This is a genomic window from Streptomyces xanthii, assembly GCF_014621695.1.
In the GTDB taxonomy this organism is placed as follows: Bacteria; Actinomycetota; Actinomycetes; order Streptomycetales; family Streptomycetaceae; genus Streptomyces; species Streptomyces xanthii.
Genome location: NZ_CP061281.1, coordinates 2,687,849 through 2,703,108 on the forward strand (window position 1 = coordinate 2,687,849; position 15,260 = coordinate 2,703,108).

A 15,260-nucleotide genomic window follows, 5' to 3' on the forward strand; every position below is an offset into this window, starting at 1 on the left:
GCGGCGGGTTACTTCCCGGTCTCCTTGGTGACCAGGGTGATGGCCTCCTCCACGTCGTCCGTGACGTGGAACAGGAGCAGGTCGGCCTCGCCGGCCTTGCCCTGGGCGATCACCGTGTTCTTCAGCCAGTCGACCAGGCCGCTCCAGTACTGCGTGCCGAACAGGACGATCGGGAAGCGTGTCACCTTCGTGGTCTGCACGAGGGTGAGCGCCTCGAAGAGCTCGTCCAGGGTGCCGAGGCCGCCCGGCAGGACCACGAAGCCCTGCGCGTACTTCACGAACATCGTCTTGCGGACGAAGAAGTAGCGGAAGTTCAGGCCCAGATCGACGTACTGGTTGAGGCCCTGCTCGAAGGGCAGCTCGATGCCGAGGCCGACGGAGATGCCCTTGGCCTCCACGGCGCCCTGGTTGGCCGCCTGCATGGCGCCGGGGCCGCCGCCGGTGATGACGGCGAAGCCGGCCTCGACCAGGGCCCGGCCGATGGCCACGCCCGACGCGTACTCCGGCGAGTCCTCGGGGGTGCGCGCGGAACCGAAGACGCTGATCGCGGGCGGCAGTTCGGCCAGGGTGCCGAACCCTTCGATGAACTCGGACTGGATGCGCAGGACCCGCCAGGGGTCGGTGTGCACCCAGCCCGAGGGGCCCTCCGTGTCGAGCAGACGCTGGTCGCTCGTCCCCGGCTGCACCTGGTCGCGCCTGCGGACCACAGGCCCTGTCAGCTGCTCCTTGGGACGCCGCTTGCCCTCCGGGTTGCTCATCGCCTGCTCCCTTCCTGCGTGGTGGACACGCACTTACGTAGAGCAAGGGTAGGTCTACGCGGGTTACAGGAGCGGGGCCACGCCGTATCGGGGCGAGGTCCGGTCAGGAAGCGGTCAGCCAGGAGGCGAGCACCTTCTCGGCCTCCAGGATGAGGGCCGTGTCGACGCGCTCGTCGATCTTGTGGGCGTAGATCGGGTTGCCCGGCCCGTAGTTGACCGCGGGGACGCCGAGGGCGCTGAAGCGGGAGACGTCGGTCCAGCCGAACTTGGGGCGCGGCTCGCCGCCGACGGCGGCCAGGAACGCGGCCGCGGCGGGGTGCGTGAGGCCGGGCCGGGCGCCGCCGGTGTGGTCGTCGACGACGAACTCCTCGATCGGGCAGTCGGCGAAGAAGTCGCGGACGAACTGCTCGGCCTCCTCCATCGAGCGGTCCGGCGCGTAGCGGAAGTTGACCGTGACGGCGCACGCGTCGGGGATCACGTTCGTGGCGACGTAGCCCTCGATGCGGACCGCGTTGAGGCCCTCGTGGAACTCCAGGCCGTCCACGACCGGCTTGCGCGGCTCGTAGGCGGCGAGCTTCTCCAGGACGGGCGCGGCGGCGTGGATCGCGTTCTTGCCCATCCACGCGCGCGCGGAGTGGGCGCGCTCGCCCTTCACCTTGAGGATGACGCGCAGGGTGCCCTGGCAGCCGCCCTCGACGAGGCCCTCGGTGCCCTCCAGGAGGATCGCGAAGTCACCCGCGAGCCAGTCGGGGTGGGCGTCGGCCACATGCCCGAGTCCGTTGAGGTGTGCGGCCACTTCTTCGTTGTCGTAGAAGACGAACGTGAGGTCGCGGTTGGGTTCGGTGACCGTCTGGGCGATGCGGAGCTGGACCGCGACGCCGGACTTCATGTCGCTGGTGCCGCAGCCCCACAGGGTGCCGTCCGGGTCGAGGCGGGACGGCACGTTGTCCGCGATCGGGACGGTGTCGATGTGGCCGGCGAGGATGACGCGCTCGGCGCGGCCGAGGTTCGTGCGGGCCACCACGTTGTTCCCGTACCGGTCGACCTGGAGGTGCGGCAGGGCGCGCAGGGCCGCCTCGACGGCGTCGGCGAGCTCTTTCTCGCTGCCGCTGGGCGAGGGGAAATCGACCAGCTGGGCGGTGAGGCGGGCGGCGTCCTGGGTGAGGTCGAGCGCGGTGCGGTCCATGGCGCCGAGCCTATCCCGGAGGCCCGCCGGGCAGGCTCCGCAGGCCCGTCGGGCGGGCTCCCGCTGTGCTGTCGGAGGGCTCCAGTACCTTGGACGCGTGCCTGAGCCCCGTGTTCCCTTCCGGCGCGCCCGCCTCCTGCGGTTGGGCGCCGCCGTCGTCGTGCTGCTCGCGGTGGCGACGTACGTGGCGGTGCAGTACGCGACCGGCGGCCGGACCACGCCGAAGTGCGTCGTGGTGTCGGCCAACGGGGACGGGGCGAGCTACGAGTTCACGGCGGAGCAGGCGGTGAACGCGGCGACGATCTCGGCCGTCGGCACCTCGCGCGGGATGCCCGAGCGGGCCGTCACGATCGCGCTGGCGACGTCCCTGCAGGAGTCCGGGCTGCGGAACATCGACTACGGGGACCGGGACTCGCTGGGCCTGTTCCAGCAGCGGCCCTCGGAGGGCTGGGGCACGGCCGCCCAGATCATGGACCCGGGGTACGCGGCGGACCGGTTCTACGCGCATCTGGCGAAGATCCCCGGGTACTCGCGGCTGCCGCTGACGGTGGCCGCGCAGCGGGTGCAGCGCAGCGGCTATCCGCAGGCGTACGCCAAGCACGAGCCGGACGCGACGCTCCTGGCCGCCGCGCTGACCGGCCGGGCGGCGGCCTCGCTGACCTGTGAGGGCCGGCCGGGCGGCACCGAGGCGGTGAGTTCCGGCGACCCCGCGCGCGTGAGAGCGGCGCTGGTGCGGGACTTCGGCAAGGACCTGGCGCCGGTCGCGGACCGCGAGCAGCGGTCGGTACGGGTCCCGGTGGCGACGGTGCTGGACGCGCCGGAGGGCGGCGACCGGCAGCGCGGCTGGGAGCTCGCGCAGTGGGCGGTGGCCAACTCCTCGGCTCTGCGCATCGAGCGGGTCTCCTACGCGGGCCGCGAGTGGGCCGCGGGTGAGAACGGCGGCGCGTGGAGCCGGGCGGCGAAGGAGAAGGCCCGGGGCTCCGCGCGGGGCGGCTCGGCGACGCCTGCGGGCGAGGTCCGGATCATCACCGGCCGGTGAGGCCGGGGCTCCTCCGGCCGCCGGGGCACCTCTGACCACCGTCGGGCAGTCGTGCGAAGGCTCACTCTGTGGAGGGGTGCCGGGGGTTCGGGGCGAACGGCCGGACGAAGGACCTCGATCGGGTGGCGGGTGCGCGCCGGAGGGCCGGGCGGGCAAGGGGCGTAAGGGTTCTGCACAGGGTTTCCGCCGGGACACGACAAGCGGCTAATGCCCGATTTCATCCCCAGCCGATAATGCGACGCATTACCAACCCTTTATGTCGCCGACCCGCAACCTTCCTGGGCCCTGGGGCGGTTGTCACGGCGTCCGAGCACGCCGCAGGGCGGGCCGGACGGCCAGAGTCCTCTCCCGTAGAAGGAGCATCATGTCCCTCCCCCTGACCCGTCGGATCGCCCGTGCCGCCCTGCTCGTGGCGGCGGGAGCGGCGCCCGTGGTCGGTGCGGCCGGTGCCGCGAGCGCCGCGCCCCTCCCGGCCACGACCGACCTGGGCGGCGTGACCGCGCTGGACGGCGCGCACCTGGGTGAGACGGTGGACGGTGCCGCGCAGAACGCCACGGGCGTCGCGGGCAGCACCGGTGGCAAGGCCGTGAAGAAGGCCGTTCCCGCCGCGGGCAAGACGGTCGGCAAGAGCGCGAAGACGGCCACCCCGGCCGCGCAGAAGGCGGCCGGCGACCTGGCGGGCAGCGCCGGTGACGTCGTCGGTGACACGGCCGGCTCGGCGACCAAGGGCGGTCTGCCGACCGACGCCGTGACCAAGGGCGGCCTGCCGACCGGCCAGCTCCCGACCGGCGGCCTGCCGATCGGCTGAGGCCCGGCCCGCACGGGGCCAGACCGGTGACGGGGTGTGGGGAGCTCGCCTGTGGCGGCTCCCCACACCCCGTTTCCGCGTGAAGGGACGGCGGCGTCAGGCCAGGCGGGAGACGGCCGCCGCGACGCGCTCGTCGGTGGCGGTCAGGGCGACCCGCACGAACTGCTCCCCGGCCGAGCCGTAGAAGTCGCCGGGCGCGACGAGGATGCCGAGCTCGGCGAGGTGCGCGACGGTGTCCCAGCAGGACTCGCCGCGGGTCGCCCACAGGTAGAGGCTGGCCTCGCTGTGCTCGATGCGGAAGCCCTGGGCCTCCAGGGCGGCGCGCAGCTGCTCGCGGCGGGCCGCGTAGCGGGCGCGCTGCTCCTGGACGTGCTGGTCGTCGCCGAGGGCGGCCACGACGGCGGCCTGGGTGGGCGCGGAGGTCATCATGCCGCCGTGCTTGCGGATCTCGAGCAGCTCGCCGAGGACCGCCGCGTCACCGGCGAGGAACGCCGCCCGGTACCCCGCGAGGTTGGACCGCTTGGACAGCGAGTGGACGGTGACCAGGCCCTCGTAGGAGCCGCCGTTGACGTCCGGGTGCAGGACCGAGACGGGGTCGGCCTCCCAGCCCAGCTCGATGTAGCACTCGTCGGAGAAGACGAGGATGCCGTGCTCGCGGGCCCAGGCCACGATCCGGGTGAGCTCGTCCTTGGACAGGACGCGGCCGGTCGGGTTCGACGGGGAGTTGAGCCACAGGAGCTTGATGCCCTCGGGGTCGAGGTCCGTGCCCGCGGCGCCAGCCGCAAGTGTCTCCGTGTCGTAGGTGACGTACTCGGCGCGGGCGAGGCGGGCGCCGACCTCGTACGTCGGGTACGCGAGGCGCGGGTAGGCGACCTTGTCGCCGGGGCCGAGGCCCAGCTGCGTCGGCAGCCAGGCCACGAGCTCCTTGGAGCCGACGACCGGCAGGACGTTGCGGTGCGTGAAGTCGCGAGCGCCGAGGCGGCGCTCGCACCAGGAGACCAGCGCGTCGCGCAGCTCGGGCGTGCCCCACACGGTCGGGTAGCCGGGCGAGTCGGACGCGCCGGCCAGAGCCTTCTGGATCAGCTCCGGCACCGGGTCCACGGGGGTGCCCACGGAGAGGTCGACGATGCCGTCGGGGTGGGCCGCGGCCGTCTTCTTGTACGGCTCCAGCTTGTCCCAGGGGAAGGTGGGGAGGCGGTCGGAGACTGCGGACACCGGGCGGCTCACTTCTCTCTCGGAACGGACTCAGTACCGGTGAGTACTGGGTTCGGAAAACAGCCCGGTCCCGTACGGCTGACGAAGCCGTACGGGACCGGGGTCGTGCGCATGCGTACCGCTGACCGGCGGCGTCAGCCGTTCTGCGGCGGCAGCGCGGCGATGAACGGGTGGTCCTTCTCGATCAGGCCCATCTTCGAGGCACCACCGGGCGAACCGAGCTCGTCGAAGAACTCGACGTTCGCCTTGTAGTAGTCCTTCCACTCCTCAGGAGTGTCGTCCTCGTAGAAGATCGCCTCGACCGGGCAGACCGGCTCACAGGCACCACAGTCGACGCATTCGTCCGGGTGGATGTACAAGGACCGGGAGCCCTCGTAGATGCAGTCGACCGGGCACTCCTCGATGCACGCCTTGTCCTTGACGTCGACACAAGGCTGCGCGATGACGTAGGTCACGCTGTCGTTCCTCCTCGATAGGGCGCTGGCGGGCCTCCACAGGCTCCGCCGCCTGGCGCGCGGGAGCGCGGCGTCGTCGATGCCCGCCCCTAGTATCTCCGTTCTTGGGCATGATCCGAACAGGAGGGGTGGACCGAGCTGTGGAATTCACTGCGGGCGGACGGCTCGAGGTTCGCTTGAACCCGTCTGACGTGGGAAAACGCGTGTCTGTACGACGGGTGACGGAGGACGGCCCCGCGGGTCGGAAGTTCACCGACACCGTCGGCGTTCTCACATCGTGGGACGATGGTGTGCTGCACATCACACGACGAGGTGGTGAGAGCGTGCGCATCGAGGAGTCGACGCTGGTCGCGGGCAAGGTCGTGCCCGCCGAACCGGCCCGCCGGCGCGGTCCCGCCGCCACGTATCCGGAGCTCGCCCGGGCCGCCGCGCGCGCCTGGCAGCCGCTGGAGAGCGAGCGGCTCGGCGACTGGGAGCTGCGGGCAGCCGAGGGCTTCACGCGGAGGGCGAACTCGGTCCTTCCGCTGGGCGATCCCGGTCTCCCCCTCGACGAGGCCCTCGCCTTCGTACGCGCGTGGTACGCGGCCCGTGATCTTCCCGCTTACGCCCAGACGGCCACGGGGGCGCCCGGTGCGCAGGAGCTGCTCTGCGCGGAGCTGGAGGCGCGGGGCTGGGTGCGCGAGGTCAGCGCGGAGCTGCGGATCGCCTCGCTGGCGCCGATCGGGGACGCGGTGGACGCGGTCGATCTCGGGGAGCGGGTGCGGATCGCGCGGACCTGCGACGAGGCGTGGCTGAACCGGTACCAGCGGTTCGGGAAGGCCTCGCCCGCCGTGCTGAAGGTGCTGCACTCCGGGCCGTCCGTGTGGTTCGCGACGGTGCCCGGCGAGGGCGGGGCGCCGGCAGCGATCGGGCGGTGCGTGGTCGACGGGCGGTGGGCCGGGTTCGCGGCGGTCGAGGTGGCTCCGGAGCGGCGCCGTGAGGGTCTCGGGACGCTGGTGATGGCGGCGCTGGCCCGGCAGGCGCTCGACGAGGGTGCGTCGGCGGCGTGGCTGCAGGTCGAGGCGGACAACGCGGGGGCGCGGGCGCTGTACGACGGTCTTGGATTCGCCACGCAGCACGCCTACCACCACTACCGGGCGCCGGAGGCGGAGGCGGACGGGCGATGAGCAGCGAGCTGCGCCGCAGGTTCGCCGAGGAGGCGCGGGCCGAACGGCCCGATCTGGCGCTGCTGTGCCTGTTGGTCGCGGCGGAGGCGGATCCCGGGCTCGACGAGGCCGGGATGGACGCCGTGCAGATCGAACTGGACGAGCTGGCCGGGCAGTTGCCGTTCCGGCCGGGCGGGCCGCGGTCCTGGGCGCTCGCGCTGGGCGAGCTGCTGGGGGCGCGGCTCGGCTTCCACGGGGTGCCCGGCGACTATCAGCGGCTGGAATCCTCGCTGCTGCACGAGGTGATGCGGCGGCGGCGCGGGCTGCCGATCCTGCTGTCCGTGGTGTGGCTGGAGGTGGCACGACGGGCCGGGGCGCCGGTGTACGGGGTGGCGCTGCCGGGGCATTTCGTGGTCGGGTTCGGGGCGCCGGAGGAGCAGGTGCTGGCGGATCCCTTCGGGGCGGGGCGGGTGCTGAGCGGGGCGGACGCGGAGCTGCTCGTCGTCGGGGCCACGGGGGCTCCGCTGGAGGGGTCGATGCTGCGGCCCGCGGATCCGGTGGAGATCGTCCTGCGGATCCTCAACAACGTGCGGGCCTGGGCGGCGGCGCGCCCCGAGCACTCCGACGTGTCCCTGTGGGCGGTGGAACTGTCCCTGCTGCTCCCCTCACACCCGGCTCGCCTGCGCTACGAGCGCGCCCAACTCCTGGTCCGCCGCGGCGAGTTCGTCTCCGGGGCGGTCGAGCTGGAGGCCTACGCGGAGGTGCTCGGCGCGGTGGACGACGCGGCGGCAGAACTGGTCCGCGGCCAGGCCCGCGCGGCCCGGGCGATGATGAACTGAGCGGTGCGGGGCGGCTGGGCGAGCCTGACGGAGCGCATCTCCCGCCCACCCGGCCGCCTGCCGGCCGTAGGGTGCCGGCGTGCGAGACGAGCGGCATGACGAAGCACTGTCCGGCGACGAGTGGGAGCTCTTCCTGCAGTACCTGCATCGCTTCGCCCGGCATGACGTCGACCTGTTCGCGATGCTGGAGGCGGGAGACCCTGAGCACCCCTGCTTCGTGACGTTCACCCGGACTCCCGTCGCCGGTACGGACCGAGAGGCGTACCGGCGCCCTTAGGCGCGGCTCACAGCCAGCCCTTTTCTCTGGCGGCTCTCACTGCTTCCGCTCTGTTGCGGACCGCCAGTTTTTGGATGGCTGTGGAGAGGTAGTTGCGGATCGTGCCCTGGGAGAGGTGCAGGGCGTGGGCCAGTTCCGCGTTGGTGCGGCCGTCGGCGGCCTCGCGGAGGATCTCGCGTTCGCGGTCGGTGAGGGGGTTGGCGCCCTCGGCGAGGGCGGCGGCGGCCAGGGCCGGGTCGATGACGCGTTCGCCGCGCAGGACCGTACGGACGGCTTCGGCGAGCTGGGCGGCGGGGGCGTCCTTGACGAGGAACGCGTCGGCGCCCGCCTCCATCGCGCTGCGCAGGTAGCCCGGGCGGCCGAAGGTCGTCAGGACGACCAGCTTCACGTCCGGGAGGGCGGCGTGGAGTCGGGCGGCGGCCTCGATGCCGGTGCAGCCGGGCATCTCGATGTCGAGCAGCGCCACGTCGACGGCGTGCGCGCGGGCCGCCGCGAGGACCTCGTCGCCGCGGGCGACCTGGACGACGACCTCGATGTCCGGCTCCAGGCCGAGCAGCGCCGCGAGGGCCTCGCGCACCATCGACTGGTCCTCGGCGAGCAGCACCCTGATCGTCGTGTCGTTCGGCGTGATCATGCGGCGGATCCTACGGAGGCCGCGGGGACCCGGGCCACCAGCAGGAAGCCGCGCCCGGCCGCCGGGCCGGTGTCGAGGGTGCCGCCGACGGCCGCGACGCGTTCGGCGAGGCCGGTGAGGCCGTTGCCGGGCGGGGCGCCGGAGGGGCCGGCGCCGTCGTCCTCGACGGTCAGCTCGACGACCGGCCCGGCGAGGGTCTCGCGCCGGACGAGGTGGACGAGGCAGCGCCGGGCGCCGCTGTGCCGTACGACGTTGGTGACGGCCTCGCGCAGGGTCCAGGCGAGCGCGGCCTCCTGGGACCCGGGGAGGTCGGGACCGGTGGAGGGGACCTCGGCGGCGATGCCGGCGGCGGACAGCGCCGCCTGGGCGCTCGCGAGTTCGGCGGCGAGCCGGGGCCGCCGGTAGCCGGTGACGGCCTCGCGGACGTCGACGAGGGCCTGCCGGCTGACCTTCTCGATGTCGGCGACCTGGTCGGCGGCCTTGTCGGGGTGGTCGGGCAGCATGCGGCCGGCCAGTTCGCTCTTGAGCGTGATGAGCGACAGGGAGTGGCCGAGCAGGTCGTGCAGGTCGCGGGCGAGCCGCAGCCGCTCCTCGTTGGCGGCGAGCTGGGCGACCTGGGCGCGGGCGCGGCGCAGTTCGCGGGTGGTCCGTACGAGCTGGCGCACGCCGGTCATGGAGAAGCCGCCGAGCAGCGCGGGCACGACCAGGCCGAGTTCGGGCCCTTCGTCGAGGTATGCGGCGATGGCGACCATGAGGCCGGTCGTCACGAGGATCGCGATGCGGGAGACGCGGATCGGGAGGACGGCCCCGCAGGCGACGGCCACGTAGACGAAGAGGACGAGCCAGGGGCCGCCCAGGGTGAGGGAGAGGGTGACGGCGCCGGCCGTCAGGGCGGTCAGGGCGACGGGCACGATCGCGCCGATCACCGGCCAGTTGGTGTGCCGGAAGACCAGGGTCACGTACGCGAGGGTGAACAGGATCAGGCCGGTCCAGCCGAGGGCGGTGCCGGCGGGGCCGTGCCGGTGGTCGAGCAGGTCGGAGACGGGGTCGCTCATGAAGATCAGCCACATGCCGATCCAGAGGAGCTTCACGAAGAACTCGCGGCGGTTCTCGGGCGGCTGACCGATCTTGGGCAGCCGCCGCTCGGTGCCGGCGTCGAGCCCGGCGTCCACGTCCATGTCGCTCACGCCTTCAGGGTGTCCTTCCGGTACAGCCAGGCGGCGCCGCCCGCGAAGAGCAGGAAGTACGCGACGAGCAGGGTGACGTCCCCGGCGTGCGGGGCGTCCCCCAGTTCGATGGCCCGGCCGAGGGCAGCGTACGCGTGCGTGGGCAGCCACCGGGCGATGTCCTGGAGCCAGTCCGGGAACGTGGTGGCGGGCATCCACAGGCCGCCGAGGACGGACAGGCCGAAGTAGACGATCATCGTGAGGGGGCGGACCGCGTCACCGGACGCGAGGTAGCCGATGGCGACGCCGAGCGCGGCGAAGCAGAGGCTGCCGGCCCAGATCGCGCCGGTGAGCGCGAGCCACTGCCAGGCCTCGAACCGTACGTTCTTCAGGAGCGCGGCGACGGCGAAGACGACCACGATGGACGGCAGGGAGACGACGGCGGCGCTCGCGGTCTTGGCGAGGACGTAGCCGCGGCCCGGCAGGGTGGTCAGGCGCAGTTGGCGGACCCAGCCGCTCTCGCGTTCCTTGGCGATGCGTTCGCTGTTGCCCATGAGGACGGCGGTGAGGGCGCCGAAGGAGGCCATCGAGACCATCATGAACGAGGCCACGGTGAGGCCGGTGCCGTCCACCCGCTCGCCCGCGCCGCCCGCGCTCCCGGAGATGATCAGGAACAGGACGGACGGGTAGATCACCGAGAAGAACAGGAACTTCTTGTTCCGCAGGGCGCGGGCGAGTTCCAGCTTGATCAGGCTGTTCATCGGGTTCTGGCCTCCTCGGCCTCGGTGATGGCGACGAAGGCCTGCTCCAGGCCGAGGCCCGCGACTTCCAGGTTGCGCGGGTAGAGGCCGAGCCCGTACAGCGCGTGCACGGTCGCGTCGGCGTCGGTGGACTGGATGCGGACCGTGGATCCGGAGACCGTGATGCCGGTCAGGTGCGGGAGCCCCGCGAGGGCGTCGGGGTCGACGGCGTCGAGGTCGAAGGAGACCTTGCGGGCGCCCGCCTTCGCCTTGATCTCGGCGGCGGTGCCGTCGGCGAGCAGCCGGCCGCGGTGCAGGACGAGGACGCGGTCGGCGATCGCGTCCGCCTCCTCCAGGTAGTGCGTGGCGAACAGGACGGTGCGGCCGCGGTCGGCCTGCTCGCGCATGGTGGCCCAGAAGGCCTGGCGGGCGGAGACGTCCATGCCGGTGGTCGGCTCGTCGAGGACGATCAGGTCGCTGTCGCCGGCGGTGGCGAGGGCGAAGCGGACGCGCTGCTCCTGGCCGCCGGACAGCTTGTTGACCTTGCGGTCGGCGATCTGCGTGACGCCCGCGCGGCTGAGCACCTCGCGCACCGGGTACGGGCGCGGGTGCAGGGAGCAGGCCAGCTGGACGAGTTCGGCGACGGTGACCTCGTCCATGAGGCCGCCGCTCTGCAGCATGGCGCCGACGCGGCCGCGGACGATGGCCTCGCGGGGGCTGGTGCCGAAGACGCGGACGTCGCCGCTGTCGGCGGGGCGCAGGCCGAGCAGCAGGTCGAGGGTGGTCGACTTGCCGGCGCCGTTGGGCCCGAGGAGGGCGACCGTCTCGCCCGGGTGCAGTTCGAGGCTGAGGCCGTCGACCGCCTTGACGGTGCCGTAGGCCTTGGTGACCCCGGTGAACGTGACCGCTGCTGCATTCATACGGCCATCGTCGCGGGCGGGCGGCGGCGCCCGGCAGTGTCGCGCGTCGCGACTCCCGCATGACGGATGTCATGCGGGAGCCGTGACGGGGCCGGCTACGTGGGGTTGGTGTCGATCTCCACGACGCGCTCGGCCGCGGTCTTGCCGAGCAGTGCCCGGCCCATCGCCTGGGCGACGTCCTGCGGGGTGACCGGGGTCTTCTTGCCGGTGCCGCGGGTGATCAGGACGCCGTCGAAGGTGTTGCCGTACAGCTCCTTGAGCGCCTTCAGGTCGTAGGTCTCGACGAGCTTGCCGTCGACGGCCTTCATCCCGAGGATCTTCGGCAGCGACTTGTCGGGGCCGAACGGGATGGACGCGCTGCCCGCCTTGATCGTGATGAGACCCGACATGGCGGGCTCGGCGAACTGCTTCATCTTCCGGTCGACCTCGGCGTTCGGCACCGTGGGCTGCCGGGTCGTCGTCGGCACCTGGACGGGGCCCGAGGCGCCGGTCTCGACCTGGGCGCGGTAGGCCTCGCTGACGGCGGCGGTCGACTTGTCGACGTCGATGCCCTTGCCGGTCTTGCCGTAGACGGCGACGGCCTTGCCGGGCTCGAAGCGGATGGTGCCGTCGCCGGACGCGGCGGCGCCGCCCGCGGCCCGCTCCAGGGCGGCCGCGAGCTTCTCGTTGTCGACCGGCATGACCGGGTCGACGACGCGCTCGCCGCCGAACAGCGAGCCGATGACGGAGACCGGGTTGTAGTCGCTGCCCGCGGCGGCGCTGACGGTGGCCGCGCTGTCGAGGGAGAGGCCCGCCTGGTCCGGCTTCAGCTCGACGGTCTTGCCGTCGACGGAGAGCTTCAGGGCCTGGTCGGTGCGGGCGCCGAGGGCGGTCTCCAGCTTGGCGGCGGCCTCGTCGCGGGTGCCGCCGCCGATGTCGACGCCGAGGACGGTGGTGCCCTTGGGGACGTCGGAGTGGTTCATGAGCAGGCCCGCGCCGTAGGCGACACCGGCCAGGCCGACGACGCCGGCGCCGATCAGGACCAGCTTGTTGCGGCCCTTCTTCTTGGCGGGGGCCGACTGGGCCGGCACCGGGTCCGGCAGCTTCGGCGGGGTGAACGGCGTGGGCGCCGGGCCCTGGCCGCCGGTGGGCGGGGCGAACGGCGAGCCGGGGCCGCCGGCCGCCGGGACGCGCGGGATGCCGCTGGTGAGGGTGTCACCGGAGACATGGCCGCCCTGCGCGGAGGGGCCGGGCTCGGGGGCCGGCTTCTGAGGGGTGAGGATCGCGGTGTCGTCGCTCATCCGGGGCGCGGTCCCCGCGCCGGGGACGGCCGGATCCGGGACACCGGAGGTGATCATCGGGCCGTCGCCGCTGACGGGGCCCGTCGTCGGGCCCGCCGGGCCGCGGCCGGGGGCGCCGGAGTCCTGACCGCCGGAGAAGAACGGCAGGTCACCGCGGTCGCCGGGGGCCTGCGGGCGCGGGCCGGAGGACGAGCCGAGCGGGCCGGTGGCGATCGCGCCGGTCACGTCGAAGCCGCCGGACGAACCGCCGTCCCGCGGCGCCTCGGGCGTGCGGGGCGCCTGCGGCTCGGGGTCCGGGGCGTGGTCGCCGGAGGCCGAGGCGGCGGGCGCCGCCTTGCGCGGGGCGAACCAGTCGCTGGTCTTCTTCTCCTCGCGCGGCGTCTCACGCTGCGCCTCGGGCTCGGCGGGCGCCTGCGGGGCACCGGCCGGGGCCGCGGCGGACGCGGAATCCGTCGTCGAGGCCGCGTAGGACGCGAGGGCCGAGGGGCGGGACGCGTCGTCGGCGGGGGCGGCGGCCGGGGTCCGGGCCGGCTCTCCGCCGTCCTTCGGCTTGCCGTCCGCGTCGCTCATCGGCGTGCGCATGACGACCGGCGGGATCGGCCGGGAGCCGGGGATGTTGATCCGGATCCGGGTCGTCAGCGTGGTCTCGGTCTTCGGCGCGTCCGGAATGTCGGTGCCCTCGTCGCCCGGAGGCGTCGGTCCGGCGTCGCCGGGACGCGCGGACGTCCCGTAAGGAGGCGTTCCCGACGGGTACGCGGCAGCCCCGCGCCCCTGGGGCCCGGAGGACGAACTGTCAGTTTCACGACTCAAGGCAGGTTCTCCCGGTTGGCTCCGCCGCCCGTCTCGACCTCGCGCGGGCTGCTCGGCGGCGCGCACCACCATACTGGCCGCGGCCGGGGGTCACTGTGTGACGGATGGTGAATCCCGTGCGGCGAGGTCGTCGAAGTGGTACGTCACTTCCCAAGTCGGGCGTCGGACGCGGGTGGTTGCTGCCCCACGCCAAGGGTGGCGCACATCACAGCCACGGCCATCCCGCCGAGCAGGAAGACGTACGAGCCGATGCCGGCGCCGAACACGAAGTCGCCCTCGGGCCGGCTCGTGGTGAGCAGGACGACCGCGACGAGCCAGCCGGCCGCGGGGATCAGGGCGCCGGTGCGGGTGCGCAGCAGGCGGGCGCCGCCGAGGAACAGACCGGCCGCCCCGGCGAGCGCGAGCAGCAACCCGCCCGGGAACCAGCCGCTTTGGACGAGTGCGCCCGCGAGGCCGGCCAGTGCGCCGAGCACCAGCAGCAGGGCCAGGGCGGCGATCCGCGCGGGTGAGGTCCCGCCGAAGGAGAAGGGCAGGTCGACCTGCCGGTCCGTGGCCGTCCTGCCGCCGCCGCTCACGCGTTCACTCCCTCGAACAGGTCCTTCTCGCGGGCCGATCCGGGCTCGCCCCGCACCAACTCGTAGTACTCGATGTCGAACAGCGGCTGCGCCAGGTCGTTGGAGAGCGCGAAGACGGTGCCGTCGGCCGTGACGTCGACCTGGGTGGCGTGGGCGCGCATCGCGGCGGCCTTGCGGTCGACGTAGGGGCGGCCGTCGATCTCGGTGGTGATGCGCTCGTCGTCGGTGACACCGGGGACGTCGGCGACGACCGCGGCCACGGTGAACGGGGTGGCGTCCAGGGTCTCGGCGAGGCGCCGGAAGCGGTCCTCGACGACGGTGCGGGGCACCCGGTTCCAGTAGATCTTCTCGATCGTGTGCGGTTCGCCGAGGTCGCGCCGGAAGGCGGGCTCGGCGGCGAGCTCCGCGGCCCGCTGGGCGACGCGGTGCGCCTGGATGTGGTCGGGGTGGCCGTAGCCGCCGTCGGGGTCGTACGTGACCAGGACCTGCGGGCGGATCTCGCGGACGACGGCGACCAGGTGGGCGGCGGCCTCGTCGAGGTCGGCGGACCAGAAGGAGCCGGGCCGCTCGTTCTGCTCGGCGCCCATCATCCCGGAGTCCCGGTAGCGGCCCGGGCCGCCGAGGAAGCGGTGGTCGGTGACCCCGAGCTCCTTCATGGCGGCGGCCAGCTCCCCGATCCGGTGCGGGCCGAGCAGATCCTCCCGGTCCGGGGCGAGATGTGCCAGATCGGCGGGAATGACCTCACCCTCCTCGCCGAGGGTGCAGGTCACCAGCGTCACGTGGGCGCCTTCGGCGGCGTACTTGGCCATCGTGGCGCCGTTGTTGATCGACTCGTCGTCGGGGTGCGCGTGCACGAGCAGCAGACGCCGGGCGGGCAGTTCGGTCATGCGCCCACCCTAAGACGAGCGGACCTAGAACTTGATGCCGCCGATCATCCCCGCGACGTTCGTCGTCAGCTGGGTGATGGACGGGGCGATGGAGGAGCTCGCCAGGTAGAAGCCGAGGAGCATGCAGACGATCGCGTGCCCCCATTTCAGGCCGGACTTCTTGGTCAGAATGAAGACGATGATCGCGAACAGCACCACGGCCGAGATCGAGAGTGCCACAGCGGTCCTCCTCCAAGGTGATCCGGACGTCGGGCTACGAGGTCGGGCTACGGAACGGAACTGCCCACACAGTGCGTACGCATGATAACTATGCGTCGCCGCGCATGAGTCGCGGGAAGGGTGCACGGGGGCGGCGGGGAGCGCGCGGGGGCGCACGCCCTCGCGGGGGAGCCCCTCCGGCCGCGCACGGGGACACAGGGGGCGCGTGGGAGGGGTCCGGCGGCCTAGGGCCTGTCCGGCCATTCCCGTCTGCGAAGCCGCCCTTCGGGCGACGATGGGAATGGTCGGACAGGCCCTAGGCTGCGGG

17 protein-coding genes are annotated in these 15,260 nt (G+C 73.1%); 5 read left to right on the plus strand and 12 right to left on the minus strand.

All coding sequences use genetic code 11. The annotated features are described in order from the left end of the window. Window positions 1–8: 8 nt before the first annotated feature. Window positions 9–758 (minus strand): LOG family protein, encoded by a 750-nt coding sequence (locus IAG42_RS12080; RefSeq protein WP_188337027.1) that lies wholly within the window; start codon window positions 756–758, stop codon window positions 9–11. Between the two features lie 103 nt (window positions 759–861). Beyond that, window positions 862–1,944 carry a succinyl-diaminopimelate desuccinylase gene (gene dapE, locus IAG42_RS12085; protein WP_188337028.1) on the minus strand — a complete coding sequence of 361 codons (1,083 nt, stop codon included), beginning with the start codon at window positions 1,942–1,944 and terminating at the stop codon, window positions 862–864. Window positions 1,945–2,041: 97 nt separating this feature from the next. Here dapE and IAG42_RS12090 point away from each other — a divergent pair, with 97 nt between their 5' ends. Together IAG42_RS12090 and IAG42_RS12095 are read left to right on the plus strand one after the other, a co-directional pair. Next, complete coding sequence (locus tag IAG42_RS12090) at window positions 2,042–2,983, plus strand: heavy metal transporter (protein WP_188337029.1); 942 nt, start codon at window positions 2,042–2,044, stop codon at window positions 2,981–2,983. A 364-nt stretch (window positions 2,984–3,347) separates the two neighbouring features. Then, complete coding sequence (locus IAG42_RS12095; protein WP_188337030.1) at window positions 3,348–3,791, plus strand: ATP-binding protein; 444 nt, start codon at window positions 3,348–3,350, stop codon at window positions 3,789–3,791. A 96-nt stretch (window positions 3,792–3,887) separates the two neighbouring features. Here IAG42_RS12095 and IAG42_RS12100 read toward each other — a convergent pair whose 3' ends face one another. Both IAG42_RS12100 and fdxA read right to left on the minus strand, forming a co-directional pair. Continuing rightward, window positions 3,888–5,006, minus strand: coding sequence for a bifunctional succinyldiaminopimelate transaminase/glutamate-prephenate aminotransferase (locus IAG42_RS12100; protein WP_188337031.1), 1,119 nt, complete (start codon window positions 5,004–5,006; stop codon window positions 3,888–3,890). 134 nt (window positions 5,007–5,140) lie between these two features. Then, window positions 5,141–5,461: a ferredoxin gene (gene fdxA / locus IAG42_RS12105; protein ID WP_161301852.1), complete on the minus strand. Its 321-nt coding sequence runs from the start codon at window positions 5,459–5,461 to the stop codon at window positions 5,141–5,143. Window positions 5,462–5,601: 140 nt separating this feature from the next. Between fdxA and IAG42_RS12110 the strand changes: the two genes are divergently transcribed. The 3 genes from IAG42_RS12110 (at window position 5,602) to IAG42_RS12120 (ending at window position 7,722) form a co-directional block, all read left to right on the plus strand. Beyond that, window positions 5,602–6,627 carry a GNAT family N-acetyltransferase gene (locus tag IAG42_RS12110; protein ID WP_188337032.1) on the plus strand — a complete coding sequence of 342 codons (1,026 nt, stop codon included), beginning with the start codon at window positions 5,602–5,604 and terminating at the stop codon, window positions 6,625–6,627. Continuing rightward, window positions 6,624–7,445 (plus strand): transglutaminase family protein, encoded by an 822-nt coding sequence (locus IAG42_RS12115; RefSeq protein ID WP_188337033.1) that lies wholly within the window; start codon window positions 6,624–6,626, stop codon window positions 7,443–7,445. The genes IAG42_RS12110 and IAG42_RS12115 overlap by 4 nt, the downstream gene beginning before the upstream one ends. A gap of 79 nt (window positions 7,446–7,524) precedes the next feature. Continuing rightward, window positions 7,525–7,722 (plus strand): hypothetical protein, encoded by a 198-nt coding sequence (locus tag IAG42_RS12120; protein ID WP_188337034.1) that lies wholly within the window; start codon window positions 7,525–7,527, stop codon window positions 7,720–7,722. A gap of 7 nt (window positions 7,723–7,729) precedes the next feature. Here IAG42_RS12120 and IAG42_RS12125 read toward each other — a convergent pair whose 3' ends face one another. The 8 genes from IAG42_RS12125 to IAG42_RS12160 form a co-directional block, all read right to left on the minus strand. After that, window positions 7,730–8,356, minus strand: coding sequence for a response regulator transcription factor (locus IAG42_RS12125; RefSeq protein WP_188337035.1), 627 nt, complete (start codon window positions 8,354–8,356; stop codon window positions 7,730–7,732). Then, window positions 8,353–9,534: a sensor histidine kinase gene (locus IAG42_RS12130; protein WP_188341324.1), complete on the minus strand. Its 1,182-nt coding sequence runs from the start codon at window positions 9,532–9,534 to the stop codon at window positions 8,353–8,355. Before IAG42_RS12130 ends, IAG42_RS12125 begins: the two co-directional genes overlap by 4 nt. A gap of 5 nt (window positions 9,535–9,539) precedes the next feature. After that, window positions 9,540–10,283, minus strand: coding sequence for an ABC transporter permease (locus IAG42_RS12135; protein WP_188337036.1), 744 nt, complete (start codon window positions 10,281–10,283; stop codon window positions 9,540–9,542). Beyond that, window positions 10,280–11,182: an ABC transporter ATP-binding protein gene (locus tag IAG42_RS12140; RefSeq protein WP_188337037.1), complete on the minus strand. Its 903-nt coding sequence runs from the start codon at window positions 11,180–11,182 to the stop codon at window positions 10,280–10,282. Before IAG42_RS12140 ends, IAG42_RS12135 begins: the two co-directional genes overlap by 4 nt. A 95-nt stretch (window positions 11,183–11,277) precedes the next feature. Continuing rightward, window positions 11,278–13,272, minus strand: coding sequence for a hypothetical protein (locus IAG42_RS12145; RefSeq protein WP_188337038.1), 1,995 nt, complete (start codon window positions 13,270–13,272; stop codon window positions 11,278–11,280). Between the two features lie 143 nt (window positions 13,273–13,415). Next, complete coding sequence (locus tag IAG42_RS12150; protein ID WP_188341325.1) at window positions 13,416–13,805, minus strand: DUF6113 family protein; 390 nt, start codon at window positions 13,803–13,805, stop codon at window positions 13,416–13,418. A gap of 38 nt (window positions 13,806–13,843) precedes the next feature. Then, window positions 13,844–14,734, minus strand: coding sequence for an N-acetyl-1-D-myo-inositol-2-amino-2-deoxy-alpha-D-glucopyranoside deacetylase (gene mshB / locus IAG42_RS12155; protein ID WP_188337039.1), 891 nt, complete (start codon window positions 14,732–14,734; stop codon window positions 13,844–13,846). 24 nt (window positions 14,735–14,758) lie between these two features. Beyond that, the gene (locus IAG42_RS12160) at window positions 14,759–14,953 is read right to left on the minus strand and encodes a hypothetical protein (RefSeq protein ID WP_188337040.1); all 195 of its coding nucleotides are present in this window, start codon (window positions 14,951–14,953) and stop codon (window positions 14,759–14,761) included. Window positions 14,954–15,260 lie beyond the last annotated feature (307 nt).

What these genes read in the sequence shown, in the direction of transcription:
- IAG42_RS12080 (WP_188337027.1), bottom strand. Translation starts at nt 758, where the DNA reads ATGAGCAACCCGGAGGGCAAGCGGCGTCCCAAGGAGCAGCTGACAGGG.
- dapE (WP_188337028.1), bottom strand. Translation starts at nt 1,944, where the DNA reads ATGGACCGCACCGCGCTCGACCTCACCCAGGACGCCGCCCGCCTCACC.
- IAG42_RS12095 (WP_188337030.1), top strand. Translation starts at nt 3,348, where the DNA reads ATGTCCCTCCCCCTGACCCGTCGGATCGCCCGTGCCGCCCTGCTCGTG.
- IAG42_RS12115 (WP_188337033.1), top strand. Translation starts at nt 6,624, where the DNA reads ATGAGCAGCGAGCTGCGCCGCAGGTTCGCCGAGGAGGCGCGGGCCGAA.
- IAG42_RS12125 (WP_188337035.1), bottom strand. Translation starts at nt 8,356, where the DNA reads ATGATCACGCCGAACGACACGACGATCAGGGTGCTGCTCGCCGAGGAC.
- IAG42_RS12130 (WP_188341324.1), bottom strand. Translation starts at nt 9,534, where the DNA reads ATGGACGTGGACGCCGGGCTCGACGCCGGCACCGAGCGGCGGCTGCCC.
- IAG42_RS12135 (WP_188337036.1), bottom strand. Translation starts at nt 10,283, where the DNA reads ATGAACAGCCTGATCAAGCTGGAACTCGCCCGCGCCCTGCGGAACAAG.
- IAG42_RS12140 (WP_188337037.1), bottom strand. Translation starts at nt 11,182, where the DNA reads ATGAATGCAGCAGCGGTCACGTTCACCGGGGTCACCAAGGCCTACGGC.
- mshB (WP_188337039.1), bottom strand. Translation starts at nt 14,734, where the DNA reads ATGACCGAACTGCCCGCCCGGCGTCTGCTGCTCGTGCACGCGCACCCC.